This window comes from Micromonospora sp. IBHARD003 (genome assembly GCF_056106285.1).
In genome coordinates this window covers 4,558,215-4,575,688 of sequence record NZ_JBWBBX010000001.1, presented here as the reverse complement: position 1 = coordinate 4,575,688, position 17,474 = coordinate 4,558,215, and the positions used below count along the sequence as shown (strand labels likewise).

The 17,474-nt window shown below is 67.7% G+C and carries 12 protein-coding genes and 1 pseudogene; 3 read left to right on the top strand and 10 right to left on the bottom strand.

The window, feature by feature from the left end:
• Positions 1–72: 72 nt before the first annotated feature.
• The 7 genes and pseudogenes from ACTWOL_RS20415 to ACTWOL_RS20385 all read right to left on the bottom strand — a co-directional run bounded on the left by ACTWOL_RS20415 (position 73) and on the right by ACTWOL_RS20385 (position 10,658).
• Entirely contained in the window at positions 73–1,551 is a 1,479-nt protein-coding gene (locus tag ACTWOL_RS20415; protein WP_474298202.1) for a hypothetical protein, read from the bottom strand.
• A gap of 265 nt (positions 1,552–1,816) precedes the next feature.
• Positions 1,817–3,586, bottom strand: a complete 1,770-nt coding sequence (locus tag ACTWOL_RS20410; RefSeq protein ID WP_474298201.1) for a right-handed parallel beta-helix repeat-containing protein — start codon at positions 3,584–3,586, stop codon at positions 1,817–1,819.
• Between the two features lie 230 nt (positions 3,587–3,816).
• Entirely contained in the window at positions 3,817–5,913 is a 2,097-nt protein-coding gene (locus tag ACTWOL_RS20405; RefSeq protein WP_474298200.1) for a right-handed parallel beta-helix repeat-containing protein, read from the bottom strand.
• A 228-nt stretch (positions 5,914–6,141) separates the two neighbouring features.
• Positions 6,142–7,689 carry a right-handed parallel beta-helix repeat-containing protein gene (locus tag ACTWOL_RS20400; protein ID WP_474298199.1) on the bottom strand — a complete coding sequence of 516 codons (1,548 nt, stop codon included), beginning with the start codon at positions 7,687–7,689 and terminating at the stop codon, positions 6,142–6,144.
• A gap of 391 nt (positions 7,690–8,080) precedes the next feature.
• Positions 8,081–8,398, bottom strand: a pseudogene (locus ACTWOL_RS20395) (ArsR/SmtB family transcription factor); the annotation flags it as partial.
• 197 nt (positions 8,399–8,595) lie between these two features.
• Positions 8,596–8,970: a hypothetical protein gene (locus ACTWOL_RS20390; RefSeq protein ID WP_474298198.1), complete on the bottom strand. Its 375-nt coding sequence runs from the start codon at positions 8,968–8,970 to the stop codon at positions 8,596–8,598.
• A gap of 404 nt (positions 8,971–9,374) precedes the next feature.
• A complete protein-coding gene (locus tag ACTWOL_RS20385; protein ID WP_474298197.1) occupies positions 9,375–10,658 on the bottom strand; it encodes an adenylosuccinate synthase in 1,284 nt (427 codons plus the stop codon).
• 143 nt (positions 10,659–10,801) lie between these two features.
• Between ACTWOL_RS20385 and ACTWOL_RS20380 the strand changes: the two genes are divergently transcribed.
• Positions 10,802–11,620: a diacylglycerol kinase family protein gene (locus ACTWOL_RS20380; RefSeq protein ID WP_474298196.1), complete on the top strand. Its 819-nt coding sequence runs from the start codon at positions 10,802–10,804 to the stop codon at positions 11,618–11,620.
• 49 nt (positions 11,621–11,669) lie between these two features.
• Here ACTWOL_RS20380 and ACTWOL_RS20375 read toward each other — a convergent pair whose 3' ends face one another.
• On the bottom strand, positions 11,670–12,281 hold the full coding sequence (locus tag ACTWOL_RS20375; RefSeq protein WP_474298195.1) for a GbsR/MarR family transcriptional regulator: 612 nt from the start codon (positions 12,279–12,281) through the stop codon (positions 11,670–11,672).
• Positions 12,282–12,387: 106 nt separating this feature from the next.
• Here ACTWOL_RS20375 and ACTWOL_RS20370 point away from each other — a divergent pair, with 106 nt between their 5' ends.
• The gene (locus tag ACTWOL_RS20370) at positions 12,388–13,326 is read left to right on the top strand and encodes an ABC transporter ATP-binding protein (protein ID WP_474298194.1); all 939 of its coding nucleotides are present in this window, start codon (positions 12,388–12,390) and stop codon (positions 13,324–13,326) included.
• The gene (locus tag ACTWOL_RS20365) at positions 13,323–14,978 is read left to right on the top strand and encodes an ABC transporter permease (RefSeq protein ID WP_474298193.1); all 1,656 of its coding nucleotides are present in this window, start codon (positions 13,323–13,325) and stop codon (positions 14,976–14,978) included. The genes ACTWOL_RS20370 and ACTWOL_RS20365 overlap by 4 nt, the downstream gene beginning before the upstream one ends.
• Positions 14,979–15,041: 63 nt before the next feature.
• Here the strand turns inward: ACTWOL_RS20365 and ACTWOL_RS20360 are convergent, their stop codons facing one another.
• A complete protein-coding gene (locus ACTWOL_RS20360; protein WP_474298192.1) occupies positions 15,042–15,938 on the bottom strand; it encodes a glutamate ABC transporter substrate-binding protein in 897 nt (298 codons plus the stop codon).
• A gap of 249 nt (positions 15,939–16,187) precedes the next feature.
• A complete protein-coding gene (locus ACTWOL_RS20355) occupies positions 16,188–17,420 on the bottom strand; it encodes a cytochrome P450 (protein ID WP_474298191.1) in 1,233 nt (410 codons plus the stop codon).
• Between the last annotated feature and the right edge of the window lie 54 nt (positions 17,421–17,474).

The window sequence follows — 17,474 nt, the reverse complement described above, 5'->3', positions numbered from 1 at the left end:
ACGAGACCCGCCCCCGGCAGGAAGCCAGGGGCGGGCGAGTGCGGCGCGCCGCATCGTAAAGCGACCGACGTGTCAGCCGAAGCAGCTAGGAACGGGGTTCGGGCTGCCCTCACAGTTGGTCGGGACGTTGTCGACGATCCGAACCTTGCCGTACGTCTCGACCGCGCCCTCGTTGTGAACACCGCCCGCAGGCTCGTCGGAGATGTTCTTCGTCACCTTCACATCGGTGAGCCTGAGGTCACCGTCTTCGTCGACGAAGATGCCACCGCCGCGCGAACCGTCGCCCGGAGCCTGGTTGCCAGTGATCTGCGAGTCGCGGACCGCGACTTCGGCGTCCACGTAGAGACCACCGCCCTCGGCATTGCTGTCGGTGACGGCATTGTCAACGATCTTGGTGTTCTCGATCGTCGCGGGCTCGTCGAGTTCGAGACCACCTGCCTGCTCTCCGGCGACGTTGCCCTTGACGATGCTGTCGCGCAGATAGAGCGCGCCGGCGCTGTCGGCACCAGCTGCCCCGCCCTCCACCGTCGCGAAGTTGTGGAGGAAGGCGCTTTCCTGGAAGTCCGCCAGGCCGTGGCTGTGCACCGCGCCGCCTTCATTGGCGGTGTTGTGGCTGAACAGACTCTTGTGGACCTCCATGGTCCCGTCGTTGAAGATGGCACCGAGGCCGTCCTCGGGATCAGCGATATTGCCGGTGATCTTGGAGTCGATGACCTCGAGCTCGCCTTCCTCGTTACTGATCGCGGAACCGTCATCGGCCGAATTCTTACTGAAGACGCTGTCACGGATGCGGGCGATGCCCTCGTTGAAGAGACCGCCGCCGTTGTCGTCGACGGTGTTGCGCGTGACGTGGACGTCGTTGAGTTCGAGCCGACCCGCGGGGTTCACCTTGATGGCACCGCCACCCGGGTCCCCGGTGGCCTTGCCGCGGGTGAGGGTCAGCCTCCGCAGCTGGAGGTCACCACCCGCACCGACCTCGAAGAAGCGGAACTCGTCCGCATTCGCCGCACGCGCGATCGTCGCACCGTTACCGAAGATCGAAATCGGCTGAATAATCTTCGGCAGACCGTTGCCGTCCTGATTCGCCGTCAGCGTGTACGTGCAGCCCTTCGCCAGGACGAGCTTCCCACCACGCTTCTCGTTCAGCTCGACAAGCGCCTCGACCAACTCGTTCGGATCACACTCCACATACCGCTTGTCGTCATCCTCGTACCCGCCACGCTTCTTGTGACCGTAGCCACCGTCCCCGCGATCGCGCTTGCCCCCGTGATCCTCTTTCTCGGCGTCACCCTTCGACGGGGCATTCTTCTCCTTGCCCTCGTCGCCCTTGGCCGCCTTCGCCTCCTTGGGCTCCTTGGGCTCCTTGGCCTTCGACGGGGAGTCTTTCGTCCGGGCCGGGGAGGCAGGCCCGGCTTGCCCGTCCTCAGAGACAGCCGACGGCGCATGCGCCTCAGCCGCACCCGCCTGCGCCATGACCGCGAGGGTCGTCGTACCGACCACCGTGGCAAGACCGGCCGCAGCAGCAACGGCGGCCCTCCAACGACGGCTCAACGCCGCCGACACCTCACGACGTGGCACACCCGCACCACTCCCGAACCGAGATCCAGTCATCCGGCATAGCTCACTTTCTCTGTGACTGCCCGTCACGCCTCCTTGCCCAGGAGGGGCGAATACGCCCCACATCGAACCATAAGAAATGCCTAAAATCAGACAATTACTTCGTGGGAGTGTCGAGGGTGGAGGGAATGGGCCCGCCCCCGGCCTTAAGCCAGGGGCGGGCGAGTGCGTTGCGCCGTTTCGTCAACCAAACGGCTTGTCAGCCGAAGCAGCTCGGAACGGGGTTGGGGCTGCCTTCACAGTTGGTCGGGACGTTGTCGATGATCCGAACCTTGCCGTTGGCGTTGACCGTGCCCTCGTTGTGGACACCGCCGGCGGGCTCGTCGGAGATGTTCCTCGTCACCTTGGTGTCGGTGAGGGTGAGCGTGCTGTCCGAGTCGACGAAGATGCCGCCGCCCCTTCTGCCGTTGCTCGGTGCCTGGTTGCCGACGATCTTCGAATCGCGGATGGCGACTTCGTCCTCGTCGCCGTCGAGGTTGACGTCGACGCCTCCTCCGTTGCCGTCGCCGTCGCCGTCCCAGACGATGACGTTGTCCTTGATCTCGGTGTCCTCGATCACGGCGTTGTCGTCGAGCTGCATGGCACCGCCGTCTTCGGTCGCGGTGTTGTCGCGGATGATGCTCTTGCGGACGTAGAGTGCGTCGTCTTCGTGGTCGATACCACCGCCGGTGCCATCGGGCTCGGTGTTGTTGGTGATGGAGGTCTTCTCGATCTCCATCAGTCCACCGTCTTGCTCGACGCCGCCGCCGATGTTGTCACGGATCACGCTGTCCCGGATGGTCGAGGTCCCACCGCTGTTCTCGATGGGACCGTCGCTGCTGATGTTCCTGTAGACCTTGGCCGATTCGACCTCGAGCTTGCCGTCGTCGTTGTAGATGGCGCCGCCCTCGTCGGCGGAGTTGGCCTCGAAGGTACTCTTCTTGACCTCGGTGATGCCCTCGGTGAAGACGGCACCACCGTCGTACTCATCGGTGTTCTCTACGGTGTTCCTGTCGAGGGCGACCATTTCCAGATGGACGCGACCCGCGGGGTCGACCTTGATGGCACCGCCGTTCTCCCCTTCGGCGGACTTGCCGCGGGTGAGGATGAGGTGCCTGAGCTTCAAGTCACCACCGGCCCCGACCTCGAAGAACCGGAAGAAGTCGGCGTTGGCGGCCCGCTCAATGGTCGCACCGTTACCGTGGATACTGATCGGCTGAATGATCTTCGGCAGACCATTGCCGTCCTGGTTCGCCGTCAGGGTGTACGTGCAGTGCTCCGCCAGACGCAGCGACCCGCCACGCTTCTCATTCAGATCGACAAGCGCCGCGATCAGATCGTTCGGGTCACAGTCCACCTTCCGCTCACCATGCCGACCATGACGCTTCTTGTCACCCTTGTCGTGATCGCCATAACCCTTGTCCCCCTTGTCACCCTTGCCCCCCTTGTCATGGTCACCCTTGCCACCCTTGCCGTGGTCACCCTCGTCCCCCTTGTCTCCATAGCCCTTGTCCCCGTAGCCCTCGTCCCCCTTGTCCTGGTCGTCGTAGTCCCCCTTGCCTTCGTCGCCCTTGCCGCCGTTGTCCTTGCCCTCCTTGTCGTCGTAGTCCCCCTTGCCTCCGTCGCCCTTACCCTTATCCTCCTTGTCTCCCTTGTCTCCCTTGTCCCAGGAGCCGGAGTAGTCGTCTCCCTTGTCTCCCTTGTCCGAGCCGGGGTTGCCCGCGTGCTCGGCCCGGTAGTCGCCGTCGCCGCCGTCGTTCGGCATGCCGTCGGCCGGGGCGGCGACGGGCGCCGCCTTGACCTTGGCGTTGTTCGCCGCTGGCTTCACCTGGGCCGCTCCGGCGTCCGAGATGCCGACGATGGTCGTGGTGCCGACCATCGTCGCGAGCCCGGCCGCGGCGACAACGGCAGCCTTCCAGTGACGGCTCAACGCCGCCGACTTCACACGACGCGGGACACCCGCGCCACCCATGCCCTGCGATACAGACATTCGACGTAGCTCACTTTCTCTGTGACCGGCCGTCACGCCCCAGTGGAGAGGGGCGAAGATGCCTCATATCGAACCATGGAAAAAGTGATAAATAGGACAATTTAGCTGCATGGGCGTGTCGACTGGACACAACCAGGCAACAGGGTCGAACAGGGCGGCTCATACAGCCTCGCCCCCGGCATGGGATGCCGGGGGCGGGGCAGATGAGGCTGACCAGAACAGACGGTGCGTCAGCCGAAGCAGCTCGGAACGGGGTTGGGGCTGCCCTCGCAGTTGGTCGGGACGTTGTCGATGATCCGGACCTTGCCGTTGGCGTTGACCGTGCCCTCGTTGTGGACACCGCCGGCGGGCTCGTCGGAGATGTTCCTCGTCACCTTGGTGTCGGTGAGGGTGAGCGTGCTGTCCTCGTCGACGAAGATGCCGCCGCCCTGCTCACCGTTGCCCGGCGCCTGGTTGCCGACGATCTTCGAATCGCGGATGGCGACTTCTTCGTCGTCATCGCCGAGGTTGACGTCGATGCCTCCGCCGCTTTCCTCAATGCTGACGTTGTCCTTGATCTCGGTGTCCTCGATCACGGTGTTGTCGTCGAGCTGCATGGCACCGCCATCGTCGCGCGCGGTGTTGTCGCGGATGATGCTCTTGCGGACGTAGAGTGCGTCGTCTTCGTGGTCGATACCACCGCCGGTGCCATCGGGATCGGTGTTGTAGAGGATGGCGGTCTTCTCGATCTCCGTCAGTCCGCCGTCGTGCTCGACACCGCCACCGATGTTGTCACGGATCACGCTGTCCCGGATGGTCGACGTCCCCCCGTCGTTGTCGATCGGACCGTCATCGCCGATGTTCCTGTAGACCTTGGCCGATTCGACCTCGAGCTTGCCGTCGTCGTTGTAGATGGCGCCGCCCTCGTCGGCGGAGTTGGCCTTGAAGGTGCTCTTCTTGACCTCGGTGATGCCCTCGGTGAAGACGGCACCACCGTCATCTTCATCGGTGTTCTCGACGGTGTTCGTGTCGAAGGCGACCATCTCCGTGTGGAGGCGACCCGCGGCGTCGACCAGGATGGCACCGCCGCTCTGCTCGAACTCAGCCTTGCCGCGGGTGAGGATGAGGTGACTGAGCTTCAAGTCACCACCGGCCCCGACCTCGAAGAACCGGAAGAAGTCGGCGTTGGCGGCCCGCTCAATGGTCGCACCGTTACCGTGGATACTGATCGGCTGAATGATCTTCGGCAGACCATTGCCGTCCTGGTTCGCCGTCAGGGTGTACGTGCAGTGCTCCGCCAGACGCAGCGAACCACCATGCTTCTCGTTCAGATCGACAAGCGCCGCGATCAGATCGTTCGGGTCACAGTCCACCTTCCGCTCACCATGCCGACCATGACGCTTCTTGTCACCCTTGTCGTGATCGCCATAACCCTTGTCCCCCTTGTCACCCTTGCCCCCCTTGTCATGGTCACCCTTGCCGCCCTTGCCGTGGTCACCCTCGTCCCCCTTGCCCTCCTTGCCTTCGTCACCCTTCGAGCTGTAACCGTCCTCCTTCCCCTCAGTCCCCTTGGAGCCGTAGTCCTCGTCCTTGTCTCCCTTGTCGCCGTAGCCTTCGTCGTCCCCCTTGTCCCCCTTGGAGCCGTAGCCTTCGTCGTCGTCTCCCTTGGAGCCGTAGTCCTCGTCCTTGTCCCCCTTGGAGCCGTAGCCCTCGTCGTCGTCTCCCTTGTCGCCGTAGCCTTCTTCCTTGCCTTCATCCCCCTTCGAAGCGGCGGGCTTCTCCTTGCCTTCGTCGCCCTTCGAAGCGGCGGGCTTCTCCTTGCCCTGGTCCCCCTTCGACGGAGCGCTCTTCTCCTTGCCCTGGTCGGCCTTGGCCGCCTTGGACTCCTTGGCCCCCGTGGCCCCCTTGGACTCCTGTGCGCCCTTGACCTCGCCCGCCTTCGGCGCGGATTCGTGCGCCTTGCCCTCCTTGGGCTCCGCAGCGGGAGGCCCGGCGAGGTCACCCTCCTCGGCCTGGCCCTCATCGTCGTTCGAGCCGGGGTTGCCGGCATGCTCGGCCCAGTACTCGGCGTCGTGCTCCTCCGCCGTTGCGCCCTCGGCATCCCGAGCCTCGCCGGCGCGCTCCGGAGTCCCGGCCGACGAGGCCGGGCCCGACTCGCCGTCTTCCGAGACCGCAGAGCGGGCATGCGCCTCAGCGGCACCAGCCTGCGCGACGGCCACGAAGGTCGACGTGCCGACCACCGTGGCGAAACCGGCCGCCGCCACAACGGCGGCCCTCCAGTGACGGCTCAACGCCGCCGACTTCACACGACGCGGGAGACCCGCGCCCCTGCCCCGATATCCAGACATCCGACGTGCTCTCTTTCTCTATGACAGGCCGTCACACCCCTTGACAGCACAAGGGGACGAAGTGGGCCACATCGAAACATCCGGAGAGCCTAAAATCAGACAATTCCCCCACCTGTGGGAGTGTCGACCGGCGATACGGGAGCGTGCCGCCGACGCCGCGCGCTCGCCCGCCCCCGGCTGGATGCCGGGGGCGGGCGACTGGGATAGCGACCGGGAACGGGCGGTGCGTCAGCCGAAGCAGCTGGGGACGGGGTTGCCGCTGTCTTCGCAGTTGGTCGGGACGTTGTCGACGATCCGGACCTTGCCGTGGGTGTTCACGGTGCCGTTGTTGTCGATACCGCCGGCTTCCGCGTCGGAGATGTTGCCGGTCACCTTGACGTCGGTGAGGTCGAGCGTGCCGCTGACGATGGCGATGCCGGCACCGACGCGGTCGTCACCAGGAGTCTGGTTGTCGTAGATCTTGGTGTCCCGGATCGCAACGGATTCGTCCTCGCTGAGGAACATGAGGATGCCGCCGCCGTCACCGTTGGTGGCGACATTGCCGTAGATCTTGCTGCCCTCGATCACCGCGGGACCGGTGAGGTAGAGGCCGGCGCCATCGAGTACGGGGTCGGACGCCACGTTGTAGGCGATGGCGCTGTTGCGCACATAGAGCGCGTCATCGTTGTAGATGCCGGCGCCGTAGGATCCGTAGTTGTACTCGAGCTTGCTGTCTTCGACCTCTGCGGTACCGGTGGAGTTGTAGATGCCGCCGCCGGCATAGGCGTAGTTGTAGCGGATCAGGCTCTTCTTGACGGTGAGTGAGCCACCGTCGTTGTAGATGGCGGCGAAACCGTCGCTGTTGTCGCCGATATTGCCGGAGACCTCGGAGCCGGTGATCTCCACCTTGCCCTCGTCGTTGTAGACGGCAGCGCCGTCCTCGCCGGTGTTCTTTCTGATGGCACTGTTGCGAATGGTGGTGACACCCGCGTTGTAGATACCGCCCCCGTCGGATTCCTCGAGGTCGGCGTTGTTGCGGGTGACAGTGACGCGGTCGAGGTCGAGGCGGCCCGCGGCGTTCACCCTGATCCCGGCACCCTGGCCGCCCACGGCGGTGGTGCCGCGGGTGAGGGTGAGATGCCTGAGCTTCAGGTCGCCGCCGACGCCGACATCGAAGATCCGGAACGTGTCGCCGTTGGCGGCGCGGGCAATGGTGGCACCGTTGCCGTGGATGGTGATCGGCTGCGTGATCTGCGGCAGACCGTTCTCGTCCTGGTTGGCGGTGAGGGTGTAGGTGCAGTCCTTGGCGAGCACCAGCTCACCGCCACTGTCGTAGTTCAGATCGACCAGGTTGGCGATCAGATCGTTCGGGTCGCACTCCACAAAGATCGCGTCTTCGGAGTAGTGACCGTCGCCGTACCCGTCGTGGTCGCCGCTCTTCTTGCCGCCCCTGTCGTGGCCGCCGCGCCCACCCTTGTCATGGCCGCCCTCATCACCCTTCGAGGCAGTGTGCTTCTCCTTGCCCTTGCCGCCCTCGACGTCCTTGCCACCCTTATTGCCCTTGTCACCCTTGTCACTCTTGGCCGACTTGGCTTCCCCGGTCTCGTTGCCCTCCGTGGCGGCCGAACGTGCATGCGCCTCCGCCGCATCCGCCTGCACAATCAGCGCGACGACCGGTGTACCGACCATCGCCGCGAAACCGGCCGCCGTGAGAACGGCGGCCTTCCAGTGACGACTCAAGGCCGCCGACTTCACACGGCGCGGAGCACCCGCGCCCATGCCCGGTGATCCAGACATCCGACGTAGCTCACTTTCTGTGTGACAGGCCGTCACGCCTCTGGTCAGGGAGAGGCGAAGGTGCGCCCCATCGAATCACACAAAAAGATATAAATAGGACAATATGGATCCATGGGCGTTTCCGCCGGTCCGAAGACGGTCCCTCGCGCTCCGAGTCATCAGGCCACCGGGATCGCGAAGCTCACGGAGACCGGCGAACCGTCTCCCGGGCCAGGGGCACCGGCCCCGCATGCGCCGGTGAAGGAGCATGCGCAGACGAGGCCGCATGCGCCGGCGGGGCCGCGTGAACGGGCTGTGCTGCGTGAACGGGCTGTGCTGCGTGAACGGGCTGTGCTGCATGAACGGGCTGTGCTGCATGAACAGGCTGGGCAGGGCCCACGACATCGGCCTGGCGGAGCTCCGCCAGGAGTTCGGTCTGACCCGCGAGGAGTTCGGTGAGAATCCTGCGGGCCGCACGCAGGAGCTCGGCGACGTCCCCTCCCGCGAGGGCGTAGCTGACGGTCGCGCCGTCCCGGATGGAGACGACGATCCCCGACCGGCGCAGCACGGCCAACTGCTGGGACAGGCTGGAGGGTTCGATCTCGATCTCGTTCAGCAGGTCGCGTACGGGTACGGGGCCGTGCTGAAGCAGCTCCAGAACCCGGATGCGCACAGGGTGCCCGAGCATCCGGAAGAACTCGGCCTTGGCCTGGTAGAGCGGGACCTGCATCTCGAAATCACTCCTGCCGCGTTCGACGGCCTCTGTCCGGTGCGGCGGTGCGGCCCGGCCGCCGCGGTCGGTGTCGTACGAACCATCCTCCAGCCTCCCGGCCCCGCACGCTCAGGGGTTTGCCCTGATCTGGATGTGGCGACTTGAAGACATCTTCAAGTCAAAGGCGTGCGAGGCCCGGGAGAAAGGAGCTGTCGCTAGACCTCGAGCTCGGCCTCGATGCGCCGGAGCTGATGGCGCGCCATGGCCAGGTTGGAGTTGCCCTTGTCGAGCACCAGATACAGGAACAGACCGTTGCCGCCACGACCCTTGAGCAGCCGGATGAGGTGGTACTGGCTGCCGAGGGTGATCAGTACGTCCTCGATGTCGTCGTTGAGCCCGAGGTGTTCCATGGTGCGGACCTTGGCGCGGATCACATCGGTGTTGCCGGCCGCGGCCACCGACAGATCGAGGTCCTTGCCACCGCCCAGGGTGCCCAGCGCCATCCCGCTGGTGTAGTCGACGAGGGCAACTCCCAGGCTGCCCTCGATCATTGTCATCGTCTCCTTGAGGGAGACCTCCACATTTGCCATACCGGTCCTGCTCCTCATCACAGCGCTTGCTCGGGCATCGCATGCCCGCTCCGTCACGAGGAAGCTACGCATTGTGTGCGCGCCGTGGGGGAGAACTGCGGTTAGTGGCCGAAGACTTGTGGAACAGGGCTATGATCTGCCGCCCACCTCCGCCCCACCTCCGTCCTGCTCGCGCCCCCATCCGCGCCCCCATCCGCGTCCGCCGCGCGTTCGCCGACCCTGCGATCCCGCGCCGACGACAACGTCGTGCGTGGGCGGCGGGCGGCGGGCGGCGGGCGGCGGGCGGCGGGCGGCGATCGAACGAACGGCAAACGGGCGGGCCCGCGGGACCCACGTCCCACCAGCCCGCCCGACCGGTCCCACACCGCACGGGCCCCCCAGGAGAGGGAGCCCGTGCGCAGGGCCTAGAGGAACGAGTTGATCTCGATCGTCTCGGTACGGCCCGGGCCGACGCCGATCGCGGAGATCGGGGCGCCCGACATCTCCTCCAGCGCCTTGACGTACGCCTGGGCGTTCTTCGGCAGGTCCGAGAAGGTCTTGGCCTTGGTAATGTCCTCGGACCAGCCCGGCAGGTACTCGTAGACCGGCTTCGCGTGGTGGAAGTCCGTCTGCGAGTACGGGAGCTCCTCGACGCGCCGGCCGTCGATCTCGTACGCCACGCAGACCGGGATCTGCTCCCAGCCGGTGAGCACGTCCAGCTTGGTGAGGAAGAAGTCGGTCAGACCGTTGACCCGGGTCGCGTAGCGGGCGATGACCGCGTCGAACCAGCCGCAACGGCGGTCACGGCCGGTGGTGACACCCCGCTCGCCGCCGATGCGGCGCAGCGCCTCGCCGTCCTCGTCGAAGAGCTCCGTCGGGAACGGGCCGGCGCCGACGCGGGTGGTGTACGCCTTGAGGATGCCGATGACGCGGCTGATCTTCGTCGGGCCGACGCCCGCGCCGGTGCAGGCGCCACCGGCCGTCGGGTTCGACGAGGTGACGAAGGGGTACGTGCCGTGGTCGACATCCAGGAGGGTGCCCTGGCCGCCCTCGAAGAGGACGACCTTGCCCTCGTCGATGGCGTCGTTGAGGATCAGCGTCGTGTCGGCGACGAACGGCTTGATCTGCTCCGCGTACTGGAGCATCTCCTCGACGATCCGCTCCGCCTCGATGGCGCGGCGGTTGAAGACCTTGGCGAGCAGCTGGTTCTTCTGCTCCAGCGCCGCCTCGACCTTCTGGGCCAGGATCGACTCGTCGTACAGGTCCTGGACGCGGATGCCGACGCGGTTGATCTTGTCGGCGTACGTCGGGCCGATTCCACGACCGGTGGTGCCGATCTTGCGCTTCCCGAGGAACCGTTCCGTCACCTTGTCGAGGGTGACGTTGTACGGGGTGATCAGATGGGCGTTACCGCTGATCAGGAGCTTGGACGTGTCGACGCCGCGCTCGTTCAGCCCGCTCAGCTCGGAGAGCAGGACGGCCGGGTCGACCACGACCCCGTTGCCGATGACCGGGGTACATCCCGGCGAGAGGATTCCGGAAGGGAGGAGGTGGAGCGCATACTTCTGGTCGCCGACGACAACCGTGTGGCCGGCATTGTTACCACCCTGGTAACGCACCACATAATCCACGGATCCACCGAGGAGGTCGGTGGCCTTTCCCTTGCCTTCGTCACCCCACTGAGCACCGAGCAGCACGAGTGCGGGCACAGGCGTACACCCCTTCCGGGCGGGGCATGTCCAAGGTCAGGGGGCCTGAGCCGCCAAACCGGTGTGCCCCGGAATAGACGAAGCCCCTGGCGCAATAGCGCAAGGGGCTCTTGCACAAAGATGCTACCCGAGGAAGGACCGAGGTGTCGGCTCACGACCAGCTCCTGGTGGTCATCGACCCGGTCGCCCGCCGTTTTGACGGCGAGTCCGTTCGTATCGTGAAAGATGTGTTGTGCGCCGGAGCGGCGGCGAAGATCTGCCTGCCGGACGGGCCCGAGGAATTTTCCCGGGCACTGGTACGGAGGGGTTCGCGGCGTCCTGTGGTCGTCGGCGACGACCGTGCGCTGCTGCGCGCGGTGTCCGGTCTGCACCGGGCGCGCGGGCTCGCGGACGAGGCACTGTCGCTGGTGCCGGTGGGGGACGGGGCGTCGGTGGAACTGGCGCGGTCGCTGGGCGTGCCGACCGGCACGGTGGCGGCGGCGCGCACGGTGCTGGACGGGGCGGCACGTGCGCTGGACCTGCTGGTGGACGACAGCGACGGGGTGGTGCTGGGGCATGTGCGCATCCCTGCCACGGCGTCGCACTCGGCCGCGGCCCCGACGACGTCGGTGTGGGACACCTGCCGTTCCCTGGTGCGCACCCTGGTCCGCCCGGCTCCGCTCGCGCCGGCGGGGCCCCGGGGCGGCCGGCTGCGTATCGAAGCCGACGGGGTGCTGCTGAGCGATCTGGACGAGCCGGTCGAGGACGTGCGGGTGCGCGCCGGGGACGGCGCCGCGGAGGTGACCGTGGTGCGCGGGGCGGGCGAGGAGCCACTGCGCACGCTCGCCGAGGTGGTGACGGTTTCCGGCCCGGACTTCCGCTATCGCGCGGACGCCAGGATCACCGGACCGGTCCGTAAGCGGACCTGGACGCTGCGCCCGAAGGCCTGGTCGCTGACGCTTCCGACGGCGCAGCTCCCCTGAGGTGCCCCGGGCCGGTGCCCGCGGCACCGGGGAACAGCAGCAGCGCCGGTCAGCCCGGTCCGAAGCGGCGCTCGCGGTGCTCGCGCCAGCGCCGCATCATCCCCGCCAGCTCCTTCTCCATGAACTCGAAGAACTCCAGCGTCTCGGCGAGTCTGAGGCTCGCCGGGGTGCCGGGGCCGAGCTTGACGACACCTTCGCGGAAGGTGCCCTCCCAGCGCTTGAGCACGTTGTCCCGGTTGGCCAGTGCCTCGTACCACTGGTTGCTGTGGACGCGGTAGCGGTCGCGCCGGGAGCCCGGTTCGCGTTCCCGGGAGACCATGTCGACCTGGGAGAGATAGCGGATCGCACCGGAGACCGCGGCCGGACTGACCTTCAGCTGCTCGCCGAGCTCAGCGGAGGTCATGACGCCGGCGTCGCTGGAGAGGATCGCGGCGAAGACGCGCGCCGGCATCCGGGTCATGCCCGCCTCGACCAGCTGCGCGGCGAACCGCTCGACGAAGTCGGACACCGCCTGGTCGTCGCGCTCCTCGAGCCCTTCGCGTTCCTTGTGCTTGTCACGCTTCCCGCGCACACCGGGCTCATCGCGGACTTCGCGGACTTCGTCACGCTCGTCCCCGGTCCGCCCCGTCTGGTCGGTCTGCTCGGTTCGGTCGCTCTCCACCTGATCATCCTCCCCTGCGCACCCGGTCCCTTCCAAGCCCAACCCCCTCCGAGTTTATACGATTCCTTAACTTCACAAATTTGTGAACGTAGCGTACGTTCACGTCATGACGAAGGCACGCTCTGCCGTCGAGGTGGCCGGACTGCACAAGTCGTTCGGGCGCACCCACGCTCTGGACGGTCTCGACCTCGCCGTCGGGACCGGCGAGGTCCATGGCTTCCTCGGCCCCAACGGCGCGGGGAAGTCGACCACCATCCGGGTCCTGCTCGGGCTACTGCGGGCCGACTCCGGCACCGCCCGGCTGCTCGGCGGCGACCCCTGGAAGGACGCCGTCGGCCTGCACCGCAGGGTGGCGTACGTCCCCGGTGACGTGACCCTCTGGCGCAATCTCTCCGGAGGAGAGGTCATCGATCTGTACGGACGGCTGCGAGGAGGGCTCGACAAGACCCGGCGGGCCGAACTGATCGAGCGCTTCGAACTGGACCCGGCCAAGAAGGGCCGTACGTACTCCAAGGGCAACCGCCAGAAGGTCGCCTTGGTCGCCGCCTTCGCGTCCGATGCCGACCTGCTGATCCTCGACGAGCCGACGAGCGGCCTCGACCCGCTGATGGAGGAGGTCTTCCAGAGCTGCGTCACCGAGGAGCGCGCACGCGGCAGGACCGTCCTGCTCTCCAGCCATGTGCTGAGCGAGGTCGAGGCACTGTGCGACCGGATCAGCATCATCCGCAAGGGCCGCACCGTCGAGAGCGGTTCGCTCGCCGAACTGCGCCATCTGACGCGTACGAGCGTGAGCGCGGAGCTCGCCAGCGCGCCGAACGGACTCGCGCGGCTGCCCGGAGTGCACGGCCTCGAGGTGACCGGGAACCGTGTGCGGCTCCAGGTCGACACGGACAAGCTGGACGCGGTGCTTCGCTCGCTCACCGCGTCGGGCGTACGGTCGCTGACCAGCACGCCGCCCACGCTGGAAGAGCTGTTCCTGCGTCACTACCAGGACGATCTGCGCGGGCATGAGGCAGAAGACGCGGATGAGGCGATGGCGCGATGACCGCGGGGACGCAGACCGGGCGAACCGGGACATCCGGTCGGCCGGGCCGGACGGGTGGCCCGTTCGCACCCCGGACCGGCGGCAGCCGTCCGCTCGCCGGCAGCGGCACGCTGCTGCGGCTGGCCCTGCGCCGTGACCGGATCGTGCTGCCTCTGTGGGTCCTGGCCGTCGGGGGCATGGTCGTCAGCGGTGCCGGTTCGCTGGGGGCCCTCTACGGCACGGCCGGCGAGCGCGCCGAGGTGGCCCGCTCGATGACGGCCAACAGCTCCATGCGATCCCTGTACGGACCGGTCTTCGACGACTCCGTCGGCGGGCTCGTCGCCTGGCGGTTCGGCACCTTCGCGGCGGTGCTCGCCGCGGTGATGAGTCTGATCGTCGTCGTACGGCACACCCGTGAGGAGGAGGAGACGGGGCGTCAGGAGCTGCTGTCGTCCGCGATGGTCGGGCGGCGCGCACCCCTGACCGCCGCACTGCTCACCGCGGTGATCGCCAACGCGGCGCTCACCCTGCTGATCACGGCGGGACTCGCCGGTCAGGGCGCACGCGGCGCGCTCGCGCTCGGGCTCGCGATCGGCGGGACGGGGGTGCTCTTCGCGACGGCGGCGGCGATCGTCGCCCAGCTCACCGAGAGCGCGCGGCTCGCGAAGGGGCTGACGGCGTCGGTGCTGGGGCTGGCGTTCGTGCTGCGCGCCGCCGGTGATGCGGGGGCGGACGACGGAGGGGCCGTACTGACCTGGCTGTCCCCGATCGGCTGGGCCGGGCATGTGCGCGCCTTCGCGGACGAACGCTGGTGGGTGCTGCCGCTGATCGCCGCGGCCGTCGTGATCCAGGGTGCCGTCGCCTACGCCCTGGCCGGGCGGCGGGATGTCGGCATGAGCTTCCTGCCGACCCGTCCGGGACCGGGCGAGGGCACCCTCGCGACGGCGGACGGGCTGGCCTGGCGGCTGCAGCGCGGAACGCTCTTCGGCTGGAGCGCCGGCTTCCTGCTCGGCGGGATCGTCTTCGGACGGATGGCGAGCGGTGCGGCCGACCTCGTCGGCGGCAACGAGCAGGCCAGGGAGATCTTCCGGCGGATGGGCGGGCAGTCGGGGCTCACCGATGCCTTCCTCGCCACGATGACCGGGATGTTCGGCATGGTCGCCGCGCTGTTCGCGGTCGGCACCGTGCTGCGGATGCACGGCGAGGAGACGTCCCAGCGCGCGGAGCCGGTCCTGGCGAACGCCGTCGGCCGGATCCGCTGGGCCTTCGGCCATCTGCTCATCGCCTTCGGCGGCGCGGCACTGATCATGGTGCTCGCCGGCGCGGGACTCGCGGTCGGCCACGGCGGGCGGCTGCCCGCGATCCTGGGTGCGGCACTGGTCCAGGTCCCCGCGGTGTGGACCGTCGCCGCCGTGGCGCTGCTGCTGTACGGGGCGTTCCCGAAGGCGGCCCCGGCGGGCTGGGGCGTGGCGGGGGTCTGCCTGGCGCTCGGCTGGATCGGCCCTGCCCTGGATCTGCCCCAGACGGTTCTGGACCTCTCCCCCTTCGGGCATCTGCCGAAGCTGCCGGGGCCCGGGATGCACTGGCCGCCGGTGCTGCTGCTGACCGCGCTCTCGGCGGCGCTGGTGGCGGGGGGTCTGGCGAGCTTCCGCCGCCGGGACCTGACGGCCTGAGCCGGGCACGGACCGGGGGCTCCGGTGTCCCGCCCCGGGTGGGCGGGACACCGGCCTCGGGCGTCAGTAGCGCTTGAGAGGCGGCCGGCCGGTGTACGGCGACCCGGACAGACCCAGCGTCGCCTGGTACGCCTTCCTGATGTCACCGTTCTTCCCGAACACCTCGAGCGCGTCGTTGACCCTGTCGCGCAGCGCCTTGTCGTCCTTGTTCATACCGATGCCGTAGGGCTCCTCGGTGAACGGATCGCCGATCACGCGCAGCTTGGTGGGGTGCTGGGCGACGAAGCCCTTCAGGATCGAGTCGTCGGTCGTGACGGCGTCGACCTCGTTGTCGAGGAGCAGCTTGACGCACTCGGAGTACTTGGCACGGCCGACCGTGTCGGCGCCGTACTCGGGCTTCTCCATCTCCTGCAGTGACGTCGTACCCGCGATGGAGCAGACCTTCTTGTCCTTGAGGGTCTCCGGCCCGCCGATGCGCACTTCCGCCATCCGGACCAGCAGGTCGGCGCCGGCCACGAAGTAGGGGCCCGCGAAGCCGACCTGCTTCTTGCGCTTCTCGTTGATCGTGTACGTGCCGACGTAGAGATCCACGTCGCCGGCGACGATGGCCTTCTCACGCACGGCCGAGTTGACCGTCTTGAACTCGATCTGGTCGACCGAGAACCCGAGGTAGGCGCCCACCATCTTGGCTATCTCGATGTCGAAGCCGGAACGTCGGCCGTCGGCGTCCTGGTAGCCGAGGAACGGCTGGTCGTCCTTGGCCCCGATGACGAGCTTGCCCTTCTCCTGGGCACGTCTCAGTACCGGGGAGTCGATGTCGACGTCCTCGGACACACCGTAGGTGGGCAGTTCGACGTTGCGGCCGGAGCCGTCACTTCCGGAGCCGAGCAGGGCACAACCGGTGGCGGTGAAAGCGAGCAGCATCACGGTCATGACGGCTGCGGTGGCACGAAGCCTCATGGTCAGCACCTTTCGGATGGCGCGCTGAAAGGCACGCAGGGTTCGCGTCGCCGGGTCACGGGCTTCTACGAAACCCTCGGCACGGCCGTTGCACGAAACACCAAGGCGCTGGCATCGCTCCGTCCTCCTTGCTGGAGGGACACGTGATGGTAGGGGGACAGTAGTGACGCAGCAGCGTCTGCGGCAATGCCCCTGACGCAATCCGCCGCGGTTCCCGTGCGGTACGCGGGCCGAGTGCCGCGGCACCGCTCACAGCTCGACGAGCAGCTCCCGCAGCCCTCTGATCACGAACCCCGGCTTCCACTGGGGCTCCGCCGCGAGCCGCATCGCCGGCGCCTCGCGCAGCAACTCCCCGAAGGAGGCGGCCAGTTCGATGCGGGCGAGCGGGGCGCCCAGGCAGTAGTGGATACCGGCGCCGAAGGAGATGTGCGGGTTGTCGGGACGAGCGAGGTCGAGTGTGCCGGGGCTCTCGAAGCGGGCCGGGTCACGATTGGCGGAACCGAAAAGAAGCGCCAGCTCACTGCCGCGGGGCAGCACGGTCCCGTCGATCTCGATGTCGTCGAGCACCCAGCGCTCGAAGAGCTGGAGCGGGGTGTCGTAGCGCATCAGTTCTTCCACAGCTGTGGACAGCAGGAAGTGATCGGCCCGCAGCGCCGCCAGCTGCGCGGGGTGGCGGAAGAGGGTCCACCAGCCGTTGGCGGTGGTGTTGACCGTCGCCTCGTGGCCCGCGTTCAGCAGCAGCACGCAGGTGGAGACCATCTCCTGCTCGCTGAGCCGGTCGCCGTCGTCGTACGCGGCGATCAGCGCCGAGATCAGGTCGTCGCCCGGAGCCTTGCGCCGCTCGGCGATCAGCGCCCGCAGATACGCGGAGAACTCGAGCGAGGCCCGCACGGCCCGGGCCGCCGTCTCCTCCGGCGGGTTCAGCTCGTACATCCCGCAGATGTCCGCCGACCAGGGCCGCAGCAGCCCCCGGTCGCTCTCCGGGATGCCCAGCATCTCCGCGATGACGGCGACCGGAAGCGGTTCGGCGACCTCGGCGAGCAGATCGCCGCCGCCCTTCGCCACGAGCCCCGCGACCAGCTCCGCGGCCAGCCTCCGTACCGTCGGTTCCAGCGCCTGCACGGTCCGCGGGGTGAACGCCTTGGTCACCAGCCGCCGGATCCGGGTGTGGTCGGGGGCTTCGAGGTCCAGCAGTCCGTGGTCGTTGAGGGTGTGGAAGGGCTCATGGGCGGCCGGCGGGGGCGTACGCCCGAACTCCTCGTGGGTGAAACGGTGCAGATACGTACGGCCCAGGCGCCGGTCACGCAGCAGGGCCGACACATCGGCGTAGTGCGGCACCAGCCACTGCCGGGTCGGCTCGAACCAGTGCACCCGTCCCCGGGCGCGCAGCTCCGCGTACGCGGGATAGGGGTCCGCCGCGAAGGCGGGCGACCACGGTGCGAAAGGCAGGTCGGGGGCCGGGTGCGGCGGGGCTGCGTCCATGTGCGGACGCTACCCGGCCGCCGCGCGGAACGGCAGGGGTAGCGGGGGCGGTGC

Excerpts from the sequence above, each read along its gene's own strand:
- ACTWOL_RS20410 (WP_474298201.1), bottom strand. The coding sequence starts at position 3,586 with ATGTCTGTATCGCAGGGCATGGGTGGCGCGGGTGTCCCGCGTCGTGTG.
- ACTWOL_RS20405 (WP_474298200.1), bottom strand. The coding sequence starts at position 5,913 with ATGTCTGGATATCGGGGCAGGGGCGCGGGTCTCCCGCGTCGTGTGAAG.
- ACTWOL_RS20400 (WP_474298199.1), bottom strand. The coding sequence starts at position 7,689 with ATGTCTGGATCACCGGGCATGGGCGCGGGTGCTCCGCGCCGTGTGAAG.
- ACTWOL_RS20390 (WP_474298198.1), bottom strand. The coding sequence starts at position 8,970 with ATGGCAAATGTGGAGGTCTCCCTCAAGGAGACGATGACAATGATCGAG.
- ACTWOL_RS20370 (WP_474298194.1), top strand. The coding sequence starts at position 12,388 with ATGACGAAGGCACGCTCTGCCGTCGAGGTGGCCGGACTGCACAAGTCG.
- ACTWOL_RS20365 (WP_474298193.1), top strand. The coding sequence starts at position 13,323 with ATGACCGCGGGGACGCAGACCGGGCGAACCGGGACATCCGGTCGGCCG.
- ACTWOL_RS20360 (WP_474298192.1), bottom strand. The coding sequence starts at position 15,938 with ATGAGGCTTCGTGCCACCGCAGCCGTCATGACCGTGATGCTGCTCGCT.
- ACTWOL_RS20355 (WP_474298191.1), bottom strand. The coding sequence starts at position 17,420 with ATGGACGCAGCCCCGCCGCACCCGGCCCCCGACCTGCCTTTCGCACCG.